This window comes from Kosakonia sp. SOY2, from assembly GCF_027109175.1.
Lineage (GTDB): Bacteria > Pseudomonadota > Gammaproteobacteria > Enterobacterales > Enterobacteriaceae > Kosakonia.
Genome location: NZ_JAPVXH010000001.1, coordinates 1,136,165 through 1,153,288 on the forward strand (window position 1 = coordinate 1,136,165; position 17,124 = coordinate 1,153,288).

At 54.4% G+C, this 17,124-nt stretch carries 15 protein-coding genes; 6 read left to right on the forward strand and 9 right to left on the reverse strand.

Annotation, left to right across the window (positions count from 1 at the left end; translation table 11 throughout):
* Positions 1-530: 530 nt before the first annotated feature.
* Complete coding sequence (locus O3S68_RS05370; RefSeq protein ID WP_016496095.1) at positions 531-1,916, forward strand: diaminobutyrate--2-oxoglutarate transaminase; 1,386 nt, start codon at positions 531-533, stop codon at positions 1,914-1,916.
* Between the two features lie 17 nt (positions 1,917-1,933).
* Complete coding sequence (locus O3S68_RS05375; protein WP_269230972.1) at positions 1,934-3,397, forward strand: pyridoxal phosphate-dependent decarboxylase family protein; 1,464 nt, start codon at positions 1,934-1,936, stop codon at positions 3,395-3,397.
* On the opposite strand, the gene O3S68_RS05380 is transcribed toward O3S68_RS05375, so the two are convergent.
* Positions 3,383-3,670, reverse strand: coding sequence for a hypothetical protein (locus tag O3S68_RS05380; RefSeq protein WP_269230973.1), 288 nt, complete (start codon positions 3,668-3,670; stop codon positions 3,383-3,385). The two genes, O3S68_RS05375 and O3S68_RS05380, sit on opposite strands and share 15 nt — an antisense overlap.
* Positions 3,671-4,193: 523 nt before the next feature.
* Here O3S68_RS05380 and O3S68_RS05385 point away from each other — a divergent pair.
* Together O3S68_RS05385 and O3S68_RS05390 are read left to right on the forward strand one after the other, a co-directional pair.
* Positions 4,194-4,616 carry a hypothetical protein gene (locus tag O3S68_RS05385; RefSeq protein WP_269230974.1) on the forward strand — a complete coding sequence of 141 codons (423 nt, stop codon included), beginning with the start codon at positions 4,194-4,196 and terminating at the stop codon, positions 4,614-4,616.
* 56 nt (positions 4,617-4,672) lie between these two features.
* Positions 4,673-5,005, forward strand: coding sequence for a hypothetical protein (locus tag O3S68_RS05390; RefSeq protein ID WP_269230975.1), 333 nt, complete (start codon positions 4,673-4,675; stop codon positions 5,003-5,005).
* Positions 5,006-5,168: 163 nt separating this feature from the next.
* Here O3S68_RS05390 and O3S68_RS05395 read toward each other — a convergent pair whose 3' ends face one another.
* Together O3S68_RS05395 and O3S68_RS05400 are read right to left on the reverse strand one after the other, a co-directional pair.
* Positions 5,169-5,552 (reverse strand): nuclear transport factor 2 family protein, encoded by a 384-nt coding sequence (locus O3S68_RS05395; RefSeq protein ID WP_160270290.1) that lies wholly within the window; start codon positions 5,550-5,552, stop codon positions 5,169-5,171.
* A gap of 24 nt (positions 5,553-5,576) precedes the next feature.
* Entirely contained in the window at positions 5,577-6,506 is a 930-nt protein-coding gene (locus O3S68_RS05400) for a LysR family transcriptional regulator (RefSeq protein WP_269230976.1), read from the reverse strand.
* A gap of 129 nt (positions 6,507-6,635) precedes the next feature.
* Between O3S68_RS05400 and O3S68_RS05405 the strand changes: the two genes are divergently transcribed.
* Complete coding sequence (locus O3S68_RS05405; protein WP_269230977.1) at positions 6,636-8,045, forward strand: MFS transporter; 1,410 nt, start codon at positions 6,636-6,638, stop codon at positions 8,043-8,045.
* Here the strand turns inward: O3S68_RS05405 and O3S68_RS05410 are convergent.
* From O3S68_RS05410 to O3S68_RS05425, 4 genes are all read right to left on the reverse strand, one after another.
* Positions 8,042-8,647 (reverse strand): class I SAM-dependent DNA methyltransferase, encoded by a 606-nt coding sequence (locus O3S68_RS05410; protein WP_016496090.1) that lies wholly within the window; start codon positions 8,645-8,647, stop codon positions 8,042-8,044. The two genes, O3S68_RS05405 and O3S68_RS05410, sit on opposite strands and share 4 nt — an antisense overlap.
* A gap of 64 nt (positions 8,648-8,711) precedes the next feature.
* Entirely contained in the window at positions 8,712-9,254 is a 543-nt protein-coding gene (locus tag O3S68_RS05415; RefSeq protein WP_269230978.1) for an NUDIX domain-containing protein, read from the reverse strand.
* Positions 9,255-9,406: 152 nt separating this feature from the next.
* Complete coding sequence (locus O3S68_RS05420; RefSeq protein WP_016496088.1) at positions 9,407-9,580, reverse strand: hypothetical protein; 174 nt, start codon at positions 9,578-9,580, stop codon at positions 9,407-9,409.
* A gap of 153 nt (positions 9,581-9,733) precedes the next feature.
* Entirely contained in the window at positions 9,734-10,216 is a 483-nt protein-coding gene (locus tag O3S68_RS05425; RefSeq protein WP_269230979.1) for a GNAT family N-acetyltransferase, read from the reverse strand.
* 348 nt (positions 10,217-10,564) lie between these two features.
* Between O3S68_RS05425 and O3S68_RS05430 the strand changes: the two genes are divergently transcribed.
* A complete protein-coding gene (locus O3S68_RS05430) occupies positions 10,565-11,185 on the forward strand; it encodes a response regulator transcription factor (protein ID WP_269230980.1) in 621 nt (206 codons plus the stop codon).
* Here the strand turns inward: O3S68_RS05430 and O3S68_RS05435 are convergent.
* The gene (locus O3S68_RS05435; RefSeq protein WP_269230981.1) at positions 11,182-16,725 is read right to left on the reverse strand and encodes a trifunctional serine/threonine-protein kinase/ATP-binding protein/sensor histidine kinase; all 5,544 of its coding nucleotides are present in this window, start codon (positions 16,723-16,725) and stop codon (positions 11,182-11,184) included. The genes O3S68_RS05430 and O3S68_RS05435 overlap by 4 nt on opposite strands.
* Positions 16,722-17,108, reverse strand: a complete 387-nt coding sequence (locus O3S68_RS05440; protein ID WP_045508422.1) for a response regulator transcription factor — start codon at positions 17,106-17,108, stop codon at positions 16,722-16,724. Before O3S68_RS05440 ends, O3S68_RS05435 begins: the two co-directional genes overlap by 4 nt.
* Positions 17,109-17,124: the final 16 nt, after the last annotated feature.

The window sequence follows — 17,124 nt, forward strand, 5'->3', positions numbered from 1 at the left end:
TACAACCCAGGATTCTGCTCCCGTTGTCGATAACCTGTATTGCCTCTCACGAGTTACCGGGTGTGATACGCATTAATGATTAAATAGATGCTTCCTTTTTTTCGCCTCAGGGTTTTTATCGCGGGGCATAGTAAGTGATTTAACTCGCTGAATCGATATTTTCCTCAACATTTGCAATAAACCAATGGAAAATATCATGATTTATTCAGTGCTTGCTGGCGGAGTTTGGCTTAAATAACGTTCTAATAACATAAAAAGAGCACAAATATTAAAAAGCGAGGCTTATCATGGCATTGTTTCCGATGCGGCCTGGAATATTCTTGTAACAGAATTGGTTACAATTCATGCTGAACAATCCCCACGCATAAATATTTTTTGTCATTGATTTTTAAAGAAAATGACATAAATAGCCTGAGAAAATAAAAGATTGAGTCCGCTGCTGAAAACACATATATTAGCCGCGTTTTTTACAAGCCCCCTTAAACCCTTATTCAACCCGGTGTTAAATCAACCCAGGTTGTAGGAGAGATATGATGACGGATAAAGTCCGTATTGATTCTTTGAGTGCTAAATCATTCCCGCAAAGCAATGAGACCTTTTTAGCAAGACAGGCCGAATTTGAATCCAATGTCAGAAGCTATCCGCGTAAATTGCCGTTAGCGATTGCCAAAGCGCAGGGCGTCTGGATCACCGATGTTGAGAATAATCAATACCTTGACTGCCTTGCAGGCGCCGGTACTCTGGCGCTGGGCCATAATCATCCTGATGTGATTCAAAGCATCCAAAGTGTCATTACCAGTGGCTTACCGTTACATACGCTCGACCTGACCACGCCGTTAAAAGATGAGTTTTCAGAATATCTGCTCTCTTTGCTGCCGGGTCAGGGCAAAGAATATTGCCTGCAATTCACCGGGCCTTCCGGCGCGGACGCCGTGGAAGCGGCGCTGAAGCTGGCGAAAAAAGTGACCGGTCGTTCCGGGATTATCAGCTTCTCTGGCGGTTACCACGGCATGACGCACGGCGCGCTTTCCGTGACGGGCAACCTGTCGCCGAAGGAAGCGGTAAACGGCATGATGCCGGAAGTGCAGTTTATGCCTTATCCGCACCAGTATCGTTGCCCGCTGGGTATCGGTGGCGAAGCCGGTGTCAAAGCGCTGACTTACTACTTCGAAAACCTGATCAACGACGTTGAAAGCGGCGTGCGTAAACCGGCTGCTGTGATCCTGGAAGCGGTGCAGGGCGAAGGCGGCGTGAATCCGGCGCCGATCGAGTGGCTGCAGCGTATCCGTAAAGTGACCCAGGAACACGGCATTATGTTGATCCTGGACGAAGTGCAGGCTGGTTTCGCCCGTACTGGCAAACTGTTCGCCTTCGAACACGCCGGTATTGAGCCGGACATCATTGTGATGTCCAAAGCGGTTGGTGGCGGTTTGCCGCTGGCGGTACTGGGTATCAAAAAACAGTTCGACGCCTGGGCGCCGGGCCACCATACCGGTACCTTCCGTGGTAACCAGCTGGCGATGGCAACAGGCCTCACTACGCTGAAGATCCTCAAAGAAGATCGCATTGCCGATAAAGTGGCAGAGCAGGGCGAATGGCTGAAAGGCAAACTGGCTGAAATGCAAAAACGTTTCCCGGTTATCGGTCACGTTCGCGGCCTGGGCCTGATGATCGGTATTGAGATCGTTAAGCCGCACGAAGCGCAGGATCACATGGGTTGCTACCCGGCAGACGGTGAGCTTTCTGCACTGTTGCAGAAAAAATGCTTCGAATCAGGTCTGATCCTCGAGCGCGGCGGCCGTGGCGGTTGCGTACTGCGCCTGCTGCCTTCGCTGCTTATCAGCAATGCTGAGCTGGAAATTTTCCTCGATAAATTTGAAAACGCGCTGCTGAGCGCTGGCGTGAAGCCTGTTTAATCGGAGTAAGTAAGCGAATGTCTGATTTAAATCCGATTCTTTCGGGTTCCGCGCAGAGTATTGCTGCCTATCAGGAAGCGATTGAGCAGAGCACGCAAGCTGTGGTGCAGTGGCTCAAGCAACCTGAAATGTATCAGGGCAAAACTGTCGCGGAATTACGTGAGCGCATCAATTTAGAATTCACGTCTCAGGGCCTGGGCAACCAGGCCGCTATTGAGCGCGCCGTTGAGTATTTCCTTAAAGACAGCTTGTCCGTGCATCACCCGCAGTGCGTGGCGCACCTCCACTGTCCGAGCCTGGTAATTAGCCAGGCGGCGGAAGTGCTGATCAACGCCACGAACCAGAGCATGGATTCGTGGGATCAAAGCCCGTCTGCAACCATCATCGAGATGAAACTCATCGAATGGTTGCGTGCTCAGGTGGGATACCCGGCGGGTGACGCGGGCGTGTTTACCAGCGGCGGGACGCAGAGTAACCTGATGGGCTTGATGCTGGCGCGCGATGCCTTTTTTGCACGCCAGGGTCACTCCGTTCAGCAGCACGGCTTAACCGGTAATCTCAGCAAAATTAAAGTGTTATGTTCTGAAAATGCACACTTTTCAGTGCAGAAGAACATGGCGCTGATGGGGCTGGGTTACCAGTCCGTGACGCTGGTGAAAACGGATGCGTTTTCGCGCATGGATGTTAACGATCTGGCGCAGAAACTGGCCGAAGCGAAAGCCAACGGTGAGCAGGTAATGGCGATTGTTGCTACTGCCGGCACCACCGATGCGGGCGCGATTGATCCGTTAGCGGACATCGCCGCGCTGGCCGCTGAACAGCAGATTTGGGTTCACGTTGATGCGGCCTGGGGCGGCGCGTTACTGCTCTCTGAGAAGTATCGCCATTTCCTCAATGGACTTGAACTGGCGGATTCCGTGACGCTGGATTTCCATAAGCAATTCTTCCAGACCATCAGCTGTGGCGCGTTCCTGCTGAAAGATGCGCGCCATTATCAGTTAATGCGTTACCAGGCGGCCTACCTGAACTCTGACTTTGACGAAGAGCAGGGCGTACCAAACCTGGTGTCGAAATCCCTGCAGACAACGCGCCGTTTCGATGCGCTGAAGCTGTGGATGGGTCTTGAAGCGCTGGGTAAAAAGCAGTACGCCGAAATTATTGATAACGGCGTAACGCTGGCGCAGCAGGTGGCGCAGTTTGTTGCCGAACAGCCGCAGCTGGAATTGGTGATGCAGCCGCAACTGGCCAGCGTATTGTTCCGTTTCCGCCCGGAAAAGGGTGATACGGCAAGGGTTGCGTTGCTGAACCAGCGTATCGGCGATGCGCTGTTGGCCTCCGGGAGCGCCAACGTTGGTGTAACGGAAGCGGACGGGGTGACCTGCCTGAAGCTGACATTACTGAACCCGACCGTTTGTCTGGAGGACGTCAAAGTTCTGCTGGCAAGTGTGGTTGCCTGTGGTCAGCAGTTACAGAACGCCTGATTCGCCTCGTAAGTAAAAAAAGCCGACAGCAGCGATGTTGTCGGCTTTTTTATTGTCTGCAAAACGTCTCTGCGTGTCACGCTTCGTCGGGCGCAGCCGGCTCGGGTTCCCAGGAAATAATGTCACATGGCCTGCGTTGTTGGGCTTTCGATCGGCTGGCAAATTGCGCAGCACTTTTCGTTGTTCTGAAGCAGATACCAGGAGTGAATAAACAGCGCAGTAAATCCAGGGCGCAAGGAGATGCAGCGCTGCTGGCAACGGTGTCGTTTTCAAACCACAAAACTCATTACGACTAAGCGCCGGGCAAAACCAGACCTATGTAAGGTGAAGGTCGCGAATCGACAGTGCGCTGCAAAAAGAGGTGAGTGTAGTGGGACCGATAGCTCAGGCAAGACTGGCCTTGGCCGTGGGTTATCTGGTTATACTTAATTTAACATAATATACATTATGCGCACCAAGATGCGATCAGACAGAACCGGCGTTTTGTGGTCATCCTTATATATGGTCAGATCTGACCGTGAATTGGTTTGACATGTTTACATTGTCATAAATGAGCGTTAAAACGGTCTATCCAAAAACGACTGTTAGTATGGTGAGAAATCGATTAGCAACACTGATGCCACCGAAAGGAAGCTCATCACGTCAGCCGATGGCCTTACAGATAAAGGGAACAAAAGTAATAGAGTCTCAGGAATGAGACAAACGTGCAGTATTACGTGCAGTATTACGTGCAGTATTACCAACACTGCACGTTCTTTATTGTGCGAAGTTTGAACAGTGAAAAGGATCAAAAAGGATGAGTAGAGATAACGAAACAAGCATTTTTGGACTGCTTTTTACCGGCGTAATTGTTTTCTGCTTGGCTGTTATTGCCTGGCTAATGAAAACTTTTGATGTTGAATGGCAAACGGCACTGGAGACTGCGCCTGGTCTGATTATCTGGCTTCTTGTTGTTGGTGCAGGGATCTTTTTCGGGATCCAAATGGAAACAGGCCTTGTTCGCTGGGGTACTCCGCTGGCGATCGCCCTTCTGATTCCGGTGTTCAAACCAATTATTAAGGAAGCCGCCGGAGTTCGTGAAATGCGCGGACTGGTCTTCGATGATATGGTTTCGTGGTATGGAACTGGCTGGGGAATGTCTCTGATATTCTTCGGAATTCTTATCGTCGGATACGGCCTGCTTTATTGGTGGCACAGAAGAAATTCATATTATTGGTAATAATATTTTAACGAATCGAGCTGGTGGAAGATCGTTTTAAACAGGAGTAAATTTAAATGGCAAAAAAATCAAGGGTTTATGGGGTAAGGGTTAGAACGGCTCAAGATGGCGAATTTATCTATGGGAAGCCTGTTCCGGGTATGAGTAAGGCACATGTATTCAATGAGGTTAATAGCCAATTAATGGCTGTACTGGAAGTGAAATATCTTGGCTGGTATGACATTACTCTATCCGCAAATAGTTCGACAGATTATTATTTCGAACTAACTTCCAAGAAGAAAGGTAATACTTATATATTTGAGCCCGGTGATTTCGGCTGGAATCATTTAAATTATCAGTTCCAGCAAGATGTTGATGAAATGGTTGAGGTTATGGATTCGGATTATTAAAACTTAAATATTGGTTCGTGCAATGACGTTATGCTAAAGAGGCCGCTGCGGGATTCGATTTTCGCAGCGGCCTTTTCAACATAACGAGTCGTACATTATGCGCAATGCGCACTAAAGTGGTATTAGACAGAATCTAGCTGTTTGCCATCATCAGTTACAGCATTCATTCCGCCATGGGCGTCCCCTGATGAAAGCGCATCTGCCATCGACCTGGCATTGTTTTACACGCCTCCCACAACGATGTCCGCAATGTTTGCTTCGTCATCTGGCCTTGTCCGTCGAGGATAAAACTTCGATACGTCAACAATGCATAACCGTTGTTGTGCATCGACAATGTAAAATCATCTGACGCGATCGGCTTAGCGTCCTCATTTGCCAGTGCAGCAATCACTTGTTCTCTGCTGTATCGTTTACCGGATCGGCCAACCTCAAAAAAATCATGATGTAAAAGTCTCTCGACAATGTCGGGCTGGCAGCGAATGTCGGGATCATGAAGCTGCTGTTCATATTTCACCAATATCGCCAGTAACGCATCTTCTTTGTGCATCGTCTTTCTCCCGTCCTGTTTGCATCACACAATTTTGAATGCATCGCTATGCACTAATCGCCTGCACACTCCCAGCATAAACTGGCGCAGCCAGCGATGCGCGGGATCGACTTCTGAACGTGGATGCCACAGTTGAGATACGGTAATGGTGCGCGTTTTTACCGGCAGCTCAAACATTGCCACTCCCTGCCTGGACGCAGGACTGAGAAGAAAAGAGGCCGGGATAAGCGCGATAAGATCGGACGCACGCGCCACGGCTAACGCCGCAGGAAAACCCGGCACCACAGCGGCGATTTTCCTGCGCACGCCCTGCTCTGCCAGCCCTTCATCAACCGGACCGCTTGTTAACCCCCGACGCGACGCCACGACATGGCCCCAGGCGACATACTCGTTGATCGTCACCTCATTAAGTTGCGCCAGTGGATGCGTATCCCTGACGACGCCGACAAAACGGTCTCTGAACAGCGCCTGCACGCGAATTTCTGGCCCCATTTCGCTCAGCACGCCAATTTCCAGATCGACCCGTCCTTCCCGCAAGGCACTGGAGCCCTTCTCTGGCTTTGGCGTAAACCGCAGCATCACGCCTGGCGCGACAGCCGCCATTTCCGCAATCAGCGTTGGGCCAAACGCTTCAACAAAACCATCGTTGGCGCGCAGGGTAAACATCTGCTGCAGCGAGGCAATATTAAGCTCGGGTTGCGCGGGTCGCAGCAACGCCCGCGCCTCGAAAACGGCGTTCTGCGTGCGTGTCTGAAGCGTTTCTGCATACGGCGTCAGCACCATATTGCGCCCGGCGCGTACTAATAGCGGGTCGCCGGTGGTTTCGCGCAGACGGCTAAGTGTCCGGCTCATCGCCGAGGCGCTCAGACCAAGCCGCCGCGCTGCCGCCGCCACACTGCGCTCGGCGATCAGCACATCAAGGGCAAATAACAAATTCAGATCGGGTTCACTCATCGTTTTCGTCCACAACAGAAGGTTCAGATATGGCGTTTGCTGCAACGTATTAATGCAAATGCTGCGCCTTCCGCCATATATCCCGCGAAATTATAGTTACCGCAAGCACAAAATCAGCAGAGGTTGTTTATGACACTATTTTTGGATAAACCCGGTGATGAAGGATTGCCCGGACGCGAGCGGTTGATGGCCATGGTTGCGGTGATGACCAGCACCACAATGGCGGTGTTTGATGGCTCAATGGTGAATATCGCCTTGCCGCAAATTGCGCGGGCGTTAGATGTAACCGCCGCGGAAGCTGTTTGGGTAGCGAATGGCTATCTGCTCTCCGCCGCCATGACGCTGGCAATCTTTGCTGCGTTAGCGGCACATATTGGCTTTCGCCGATTATTCGCCGCCGGGCTGGGGCTCTTCACGCTGGCCTCGCTGGGCTGCGCACTGGCGCAATCGTTGGAGACGCTGGTCGCGATGCGTATCTTGCAAGGGATTGGTGGGGCGGCAACACTCAGCATTGCACCGGCGATTTTGCGCTCGGTCTTTCCTAATCGATTACTGGGGCGCATCCTCGGAATGAACGCCCTGTTGATCGCCTCCAGTACCGCTATCGCGCCGGTACTGGGCGGCACGCTGCTGGCAACGTTGAGCTGGCAATGGTTATTCGCCATTAACCTTCCGCTGGGCATCATCGCCCTGCTCTTCACATTACGGGTGATCCCGACTGCAACCACCGCGTTGCGCGGGCCCTTCGATACGCCGGGGGCGCTGCTTTCCGCTCTTATGCTGGGCGCGATGGTAATGGCATCAAGCGCCATTTCCCGTTCCGGATCAGGGCTAACCGCGTTGAGTTATGGGCTTGTTGGTCTGGCTGCCGGGGCATTGTTTGTATTGCGTCAGCGCCAGGCACTGCAGCCGCTGATGCCGCTGACGCTTTTTGCCTCGCCGCGTTTTTCGCTGGCGGCACTGACATCGCTGGCCTCTTTTATCAGCCAGGGAATGACGTTCGTCGCCCTGCCGTTTCTGTTTCAGAGCGTATTTGGTTACAGCGCGCTGACGTCGGCGTTGCTGTTTACCGCCTGGCCTGTTGGCATCATGCTGGTTGCGCCCCATGCCGGACGGCTTGCCGACCGCTACGCACCTTCGTTGATTGCCACCGTTGGTCTGTGCCTTTTCGCGGTGGGGTTAATTTTGCTGGCGCGATTACCGCATGATCCGCCGGTGTGGGATATCAGCCTGCGCAGCCTGATCTGCGGTATTGGCTTCGGTTGTTTCCAGAGCCCGAACAATAAAGAGATGATGGCGAACGCCTCAAGGGAGCACAGTGGTTACGCGTCCGGCGTGCTGGCGATTATGCGCACGTTCGGCCAGTGTCTTGGCGCGGCGCTGCTTGGCGGGATCCTTGCACTCTATGCCCCTTCCGGCAATGTGGAACAGGAGGCTTTTGCTGTCCGGCTTGGCTTAGGGCTGGCCGCTGCGGCAACACTTCTGGCGATCCTCTTTAGCCTGAGCCGCGTCCGGCAAATATCTTCACCGCCGCTTTAGCGAACGCGTTGCGCCAGCCATACGGTATGCCCGGCGCAGTGCGGATCTTCCTGAACCATCCCGATAACCTCGAAACCGTGATTTGCTAATAACGCGCGGTATTCGTCAGGTGCGAGACTGGCATGGAACAACGGTTCACCGGCAAACTGCCCCATTGCGATCCCGTGATCGGTTCCGCTGGTGAACATTAACGCGCTGCCCACATGGCTATGTTCGGCAAAACGATCGAACATGTTGCGTTGATCCTCATGCGTCAGGTGAAAAAAACTGTCCCAGGCCAGCAGCCCATCAAAGGTTTCACCGAGCGACAAATTGCGCATATCCTGCTGGATCCAGCGCTGAGCGGGAAACTGCTGGCGCGCGCGGTCCAGCATTGCGCTTGCGCCATCAACGCCGGTGAGTTGAAAACCCTGGCGGATAAACCAGCCCGCAATCGGCTGCCCGTTACCGCACCCGACATCGACAATGTTGCCTGCATCCGGCAGCAGGCTGGCGAATTTTTCCAGCCAGCCTTTTTCGAAAAGCGCCTTTGAGCGCTGCTCAGCAAATGTCCGGGCGTGACGTTGATAGATAGAAAGAATATGTTGTGCGGCGCTGTTCATGTTGATCTCGCGTTAAGCCAGGGACCCGGCGCATACGGTTGTGATGAGAAGCAAAATGCCCGCGCTATTGCAGCATGCCTTTGAGCTTTGCCAGCAAATACGCGGTGACGGACGTTGCATCGCTGATCTTTCCTTCACACATCAACGTCTCAAATTCTTTCAGAGTAATTTTGCGCGTCGTCAGACCAAACTCTTCGGGATCCAGTTCCTGCTGCTGATGCACCAACGCTTCAGCAAGGAAAATATGGTAACCCTGGCTGGAGTAGCCTTGCGCCAGCTTCTGGTACCCGACATGACGTATCTTTCCTGCCACCAGCCCGGTTTCCTCGCGCAGTTCACCGGCCGCCACATGCAGCGGATCCGCCTGCGGCGCGCATTCCCAGGCGCCTTGCGGCAGTTCAATAGTGTGCTTACCCAGCGGATAGCGGAACTGCTCAACCACATACAGGCTGTCACCTTCGCGGGCGATAATCACGACAAAATCAGCTTTCTCAACAACGGAATAAATACCTTCGTTCCCATCTGCCCGCAGGATTTTGTCTTCGCGCAGACGCATCCATTTGTTGCGGTACACTTCGGTTGTGGCAAGCGTTTTAATCGCCGACATCACGGCTCTCCCTGTTTGACCTCAGGCGTAAAGAGTAACATGTGAATAGCGTAAGCGGGGGGATCTATTTGGCGCAGGAATAGGTTTCAGAGAAATCGGCGGTGGAGAAACAGAGGGGATATTAACATTCATATCCCCTTTGCAATGTCGGCTTATGGCACGCCATCGCAATTACAGGCTGCGCCGCCCTCGCCCGCCTGGCACAAGATCTGGCACATGCAGTTCCAGTCTATTTCGCCGTTCACTTCACACTCCGTCTGGCTGGCGGCGAAGACATTCATTGATAAACCAAATAATAAAATGGAAAGTAAGGCACGTATTTTCATAAAAAGTCCCTTTCTGTGATGAATCATGAAATAAAGCCACGCGATAGCGCAGCCTTATTATTATAGGAGATGTTTTATGATGGGGTGTTAATTAAGTTATTTATTTTAATAGGAATTTTCTCCTCATCAATCCATTCTGTGAATAAATGCTCTTTATTTATTAACAGGGAAATTATATTCCATTTCAATACAGCGTAATTCCGCACGCGCCAGCGCAGAGGGATAAATACTTTCCCGCACTATGACAAACCCCTGCTTTTGATAGAAACCACAGGCGTTGGGTGTTGATGCCAGTGTGATGTGCAGCAAACCGCGCTGCATCGCTTCCTGTTTAATGGCTGCAATTATCTGCGTCGCCAGCCCCTTTCCTTCCCACTCCGGTAATGTGAAAATGGCCTCCACGCTGGCGTTGGTGAGATCGAGAAAACCCGTGGCAACCGGCTGGTCATTTGCCGTGGTTGCCACATAAAAAGGGTTATTGGCAATCATCAAACGCTGGCTTTCCGGCATTTTATCCGGGGTCCAGGCGGTGATAACCTTGTCCTCATAAACGCCTTTGCAACCGTGGCGGATAGCCTGGTTACGGATGTGCCAAATAACTTCTGCTTCTTCAGGCTGTGCCCGTCTGATCGCCATATTCCTTCCCCCTAAATGCCACCACCCATTCTAAGATTATTCTTATTTTTGCTCTTGGACATCGTCAACGAAGCGCCCTTGCGGAGGGTTAACGGTACGATATATAAATTAACAAGCGGTTAAAATACATGCAACATTCAGTGATTTATAACAAATTTCATTCGAAAGCAATGCGCTAAACGTTGCCCCTTTTACCGGGCGTATATTCTTCACGCACTGGCACAAAAAGCCTACAGCATATAAGGAAAAGATCAGTTATTTCATCCAGTTAATTTTTATGTTATCAGTATCTGCCTGCATAGCTTACGGCCTGCTTTCTGGCATGCGCCCTACCGAGGCTGATAGATAATGGAACCTCTCGTATATGTTGTCGATGATGATAATGCCGTCAGACGATCAATTGTCCGGCTACTGGCAGCAGAAGGTTACCGCGCCATTGATTTCGCCTCTGCGGAATCTTTTCTCACTCACCCGCTGGTTTCCGTACCCTCTTGTTTGATTCTGGATTTGAATATGCCGGCCGCGGACGGTTTCGATGTCGCCAGCGCGTTAAAAGATCGCGGACGCGAATTGCCGATAATCTTTCTGACCGGTTATGGCACCATTCCGTTGACCGTGCGGGCAATGAAAGCCGGGGCGCGTGAGTTCTTAACGAAGCCGGTAGAGTCCGAACGCCTGCTGTCGGCGGTCGCGGACGCGCTGACGGTGGCGGCGCAAGATTTCGAGCAACAACAGGAAAATTTTGCCCTCAAGCAGCGCCACTTATCCCTGACGCCGCGTGAGCAGGAAGTTTTTGAGCTGGCGATCAGTGGCTTGCTTAATAAGCAGATTGCGGCGGAATTGGGTGTCAGCGAAATTACCGTAAAAGTCCATCGCCGCCGGGTGATGGATAAAATGCAGGCCCGCTCGCTGGCGGATCTGGTGCATGCCGCAAGCCACCTGCATATCGCCAAATCCCGCAGCCGCTAATCCGCGGACACCGGCAAGGTAAAGGCAAACACGCTGCCGAATGGTAGCCTCGACTTCGCCGTTAGCTTGCCTTTATGCCGCTCAATAATGGCATAACTGATGGTCAATCCCATGCCCATGCCCTGCGCTTTGGTGGTATAGAACGACTCAAACAGCCGCCCCTGTACTTCTGCACTCATCCCGCTTCCGGTATCCGCAATCTGGCAAATCACCTCTTGCGGGTTCTGCGTCAGCGTTGAAAGCGTTAACACGCGCGGGCGCGAGTCGATATCCGCCATTGCTTCAACGGCATTCATCACCAGGTTAAGCAGCACCTGCTGGATCTGTACGCTATCGCCATAAATAAAGCTGTTATGTGCATCAAGGGCATACTCAACAGCGATCTGCCGCCGCGCCAGCTCGCTGCGGGAAAGCGTCATGATATGGCGCAGTAAGAAATGCAGATCGATGCGCTCAAACACCGGCTCCTGCCTGCGCGTCAGCGATTGCAGGCTACGGATCACCTCTCCGGCGCGCTGCCCTTCGCTGATAATCTCCTCCAGACCAACGCGCACATTATCGACCGGGATCGGTGAGCGATTAAGCCAGCGCAGGCTGGCACCGGCGTTAGAGACAATCGACATTAGCGGCTGGTTAATTTCATGGGCAATCGATGAGGTTAACTGCCCGACGGTGGTGGCGCGCGACACCCGCGCCAGCTCGGCCTGAGCGACGCGCGCGGCATCTTCGCTCTGCCGCTGGGCGGTAATGTCGGTAATGGTGCCAAAATATTCATGCACCTCATCACCGGAAGAGACCGGATCGCCGATGCCGAGGATATACCGGCACTCGCCATCGGTGCGGATAATGCGAAACTCCGCCTGCATGGTGAGACCCTGCGCGACACTGCGGGTGACCAGCGCGCTGATATGCGGATGATCGTCCGGGTGAACAAAGGTTAAAAACTCGGCCATGGAGATCAGTTTGCGCTTCTCGCCCAGCCCCAGGATGCGCGCATACTCATCCGACATATGCATCAAATCCTGTTCCAGCTCCCAGCGCCAGGTTCCGGTGTGGCTGATTTGTTCGCCCAGCATCAGCGAGGTCTGGCTGGCGCGCAGCTCTTTTTCTACGCGCCGACGCTGCATGTTCTCTTCCACCAGCTTGGCATACAGCCGCGCGGTCTCCAGCGACACCGCAGCATGTGCGCCAAGCAGGTTCACGACGCGAGACTGGCCTGCGGTAAACATCTCCGGCATCAGGCGGTTTTCCAGATATAACACCCCCACCAGCCGCGCCTGTTTGAACATTGGCACACACATTACCGCCGCCCCGGAAGAGACAAGATACGGATCCTGGCTAAACGGGCTGTACTCTTCCGGCCGGCCGGTGCGGATCTCTTGTCCGGTGCGGATCACGGCCGCCAGCACCGATAACGGCATATCTGTCGCCAGCGGCATCTCTTTGATCACCCGCACCAGTACGCCCTCTTTACTGGTGTGTGCGCTGGCTTCGATTTCCGGAATGTTGTCATCAAGTACGCGAATCAGTAAGCCGCGCTGCGCACCGGCACGCTCCAGCAACATGGTCATCAGGATCTGAATCAGCCGTTCGAGGTTGATCTCCTCTGATAAGGCGCGGGAGGCTTTGATGATACTTTGCAGATCGCGAATTTCATCGTTCTGCGCAAAGGAGATTGTGTCATAGGGGGTACTTTCTACAGGCGTGAAAAGATGGGGATGCTCCTGCTGCAAATGGCGGACTTTGGCCTGCGCCCCGACGCGTCCCCAGGCGGCCATCGCGCCGCGAAAATACGCGTCGGCTGCGGTCTGGTATCCACAGGAGAGCGCAAAACGCCCGGCCAGCTCATGCGCCAGCGCATTGCTGGGGTTAAAACCGGCTTCGCGGGACAGCGTAATCGCCTTCTCATACTGTTCGAGCGCGATGCTGTTCATGCCGTCAAGGCGCACGATTTCCGCGTAAACCAGCGCTTCTTTATCGCTGAAGGTTCCCGGATTGACGCGCGCCCAGCGGGCGATTTTATTGTAGTGCTGGTTCAGCCGCAGGCGGTGCTCAGCGGAAAACGTCTCTGGCGTTAACTGCATCGACAGCGCAAGCGCGCTGTAAAGGTGATAATCCAGCAGACTGATATGCCCCGGTGCGGACCAGGCATGTTTTCCCGCCTCTTTCAGACACGATTCCGCGCGGGAACAGGCTCCGGTGAAAAAGTGCGCCATCCCGCGATAGAGCCAGAACCAGAACAGCATGGTGGCAGGCGGCGTCGGGGGCAGCAGCGATCGGGGGAGGATCGCTTTGCCGCTTAACATGCTATCCGGCTGTCGCAGATACTCGACAAAGTGACGTTGTAACAGCAGCAGGTGATCCATGTCCGAATACTGGGTTTCACGAATAAAAGCCAGACCGCGATCGATATGGCCTAATACCGTGTCGAGGTGATCGCCGCGACTCATGGCGTTGATCACCTGGCGAAAAGCGGCAAAACAGGCAATGGTCAGATCGCCATGCGCAACGGCCGCGGTAAAACAGGCGTTAGCACACTCCACGCTTCGCGATAGCGGTTGTGTCCAGACACAGCTACGCCCGAGCGGCACCAGGGCTTTCGCGGCAAATTCATGTAAACCGTGGCGCGTCACCAGCTCCTGTGCCAGAACGCTGTAACGGTAGCCCAGTTCATACTCTTCATAGCGTTCACCGAGCAGTACACCAAACCAGGCCAGTGCCGAGGTGGATGCGCCGGTCAGCCCGCGTTCGAGCGTCAATTGCAGCATCTGGCACAGCAACAGGAAATGCAGGCGCGGGCAATTAAAGCTGGCATACAAACTGGCGCTCGCCAGCAGGTTCATCAGCGCGTCGGTTTCCTGATGATTCATGCGCGGCAGCGCAGTAAACAGATGCGCGGGATTATCACCAACACGCGCATGCATCTCCTGCCACGCGTGATCACAGGCTGCATCGTCAGGATAACGGCTCAGGTGAATGCCAAACACGGTCAACCAACAGAGCGTTGTTTCCAGCGCCAGCTGATAACCGGACTGGCGAATATGCACTTCTGCCAGCAATGTCGCGGCCTGCGCTTTTTCCGTGAGCCCGCCAGGCGAGGCCAGTAACCGTTCGCACAGTCCGCGCGCGGTTGACAGGTTACCGAGCAAAAACTCACAGGCGGTCTCCTCCAGCGACAGCGCAAAGTCATGCCCTGTCCCGGTGCGAAGCCGCTGCGCGAGATGTAAATAGCTCAGGGCCGACGTGTAGTCGCCAGTATGTTTTGCCCGTCTGGCGGCAAGCAGGCTAAGTTCACTGAAGTGCTGGCGTTGCGGCGGCAAAATGTCGTCGGCCGCGGCATTAATGTGGTGAATTGCGCGAAACAGCAGCTCATTGCCCGGGGCTTCGGCTGCCGTTTGCGCCAGTAATGTGGCCGTGGCCAGATGCAACTGGCGGCAATATGCAGGTTCCAGCAGCGCGCAGGCCGCTTCGTGAATGCGCTCATGGGTAAAGGTGTACGCGGCGGCGTTAAGCGTGACCAGTTGTACCGTAAGCGCAGGATGCAGACGGTAGTGCACCTCGCTGGCAGAAAGGTTCAGCACACGGCTTATTAACGTGATATCCCCCGCGCTGCCAAGACAGGCCATGCTCCCGAGCAGGATGCGCGTTTCAGGCGGCATTTGCGCCAACTGCTGGAGCAGCAGATCGGGGACATTTTCGCGGTGGTAGCGGGTGCTAATCGCCGCCAGGTCATACTGCCATTTGCCCTGGTAACTGTTATGGCTCACCAGACCGTCTTCGGTAATGCGCTTAAAGAACTCATGGACGAACAGCGGATTGCCGCCGGTTTTTTCATGGATCAGTTTTGCCAGCTCAAGGGTGGATGCCGGGCGCGTCTGAAAAACGGTCGCCAGCCAGCGCGAGATTGCTTTCGCCGAACGCGGTTGCGGCACACACTCAATTACCCGGCTGGCGGCGCTACGCAAGCGGGCCAGCGCGGTGGCAAAAGCCGGATCGTCTAACGAGGCTACGTCGCGGTGTGAAACCACCATCAGCAGCGGCAAGGCATGGCTGTGCTGTAACAGGTATTCCAGTAAATGCAGGCTGGCGTCATCGATCCAGTGCAGATTATCGATAAGGATAATCAACGGGCAACCTGGTGTGGCAAAGACATTCACCAGCCGCAGCACCATGTGGTTGAAGCGCGCGCGTGAATCGAGCGACAAGGTGTCGACAAACAGCACGGGTTTACTGTTAATCAGCAGACCCAGCTCCGGCGCGAGGCTCACCGCCAGCGCTTCATAACCGGTGAGTGCACTGCTAAGCCGCGTCTTCCAGCGCGCCACTTCCTCAGCGGGTAAACCCAGTAAATGCAGCGCCAGCGAGCGGAAAGCGGCCGTCAGCACACCCAGCGGCAGAATCGACGAGTTTTGTTCCACCTTCCCGAGCGCGATAAGCGACGGGCGGCTCTGAAAGGCCTTTAACGACGAGGCCATCAGCGACGATTTCCCCATCCCGACAGGGCCGCTGATGGTGACCAGCGTTTGCGTACCGCTTTGCACAACCGCATCCAGCGCGTCGGCCAGCGATTTGGCCTGCGGATGGGCGCGATACAACGTGTTAGCAAAATGCAGCGCCGGTGACCGATCCTGCAGACCTGGCGTAAAGGCGGCTATCTCGCCATCGGGCGTTAATGTCGCCTGGCAGCGGCGCAAATCCGCCATCAGCCCATCGACCGTCTGGTAACGTTTTTCCGGCGACTTTGCCAGCAGCTTCAGCACAATGGTGGAGAGCATCTCCGGCACCCCGTCGCGCAGGCTATGCGGCGGCGAAGGTTCAGAGGCGATGTGGTGCAACACCCATTCCGCCTGCCCGCCTTCGCTGAGATCGAACGGCAATGTGCCGGTCAACAGCTCATAAAAGACAATCCCCAGACTGTAGAGATCGCTGCGGTTGTCCACGGCGTGGTGGGTGCGCGTGGTGTGCTCCGGTGACATATAGGCCAGCGTACCGCCGGAGAGCGGCAGCCAGTTCTGCGCCGGTTCCCCGACGGTACTGGTCGTCAGTCCAAACCCGCCCAACCGGCAGCCTTCATCGGTGAGAAAAATATTGCCGGGTTTAATATCGCCATGGATCAGGTTGCTCTGGTGCATCTGGCGCAGCGGCGTGCAGATGCGCAGGGTCAGTTCAAGCCAGCTGGCGATACACGCCATCGGCTGGGTGATCATGCGGGTGAGCGGTTTAAAGGCAAATGTAGGGTAAACCAGCGCAACGCGGCCGTGATACTGCGTGCTGGCCACCGGTTTTACCGCCCAACGGCTATCTAGCTGCTGGCGCAGCGCTAATTCGTTGTTCAGCAACTGGCTGGCGCGCGGCTCGGCATCGTCGCTTACCGCCGTGGCGAGAATAAACGCATCACTCGCCCACGGGTAGTGGGCATTCATCCAGACAATGCCGCCCTCCTGCGCCAGCGGCGTGTAGATAGCATCATCCTGCAGCGTAAACGGTTGGTTTTCGGCCAGCATCGGCGGCCAGGGGGGAGATTTTGCGTTTCCGGTCATGGCGTCTCTTCACCTCCCGCCAGCGTGCGCGAAATATGATCAAGCAGCATGTCGATATCGATCGGTTTATGCAAAAAAGCAACGGCACCGGGTTGCCCCGCGAACCGTTGCCAGGTTTCATCGTCGTGACCGGAAATAAATATCAGCGGCGGCGGGCACGGGTTACATTGCAGTTTCTCGTACAGCGCCGCCCCGCTCATGCCTTTAAGTTTAATATCGGCAATCACCAGCGCGGTTTGCCGCTGCGCGCTACCATCGTTGAGGAAGGCCTCGGCGGACGCGAAGGTCAGCGTGGCATACCCCGCCGATTGCAGCAAATTGCTTAACCCGCTACGCACGGACGGTTCATCATCAACAATGGCAATACGCAGGGTGTGCGTCATGGTTATCCTCGGGGCA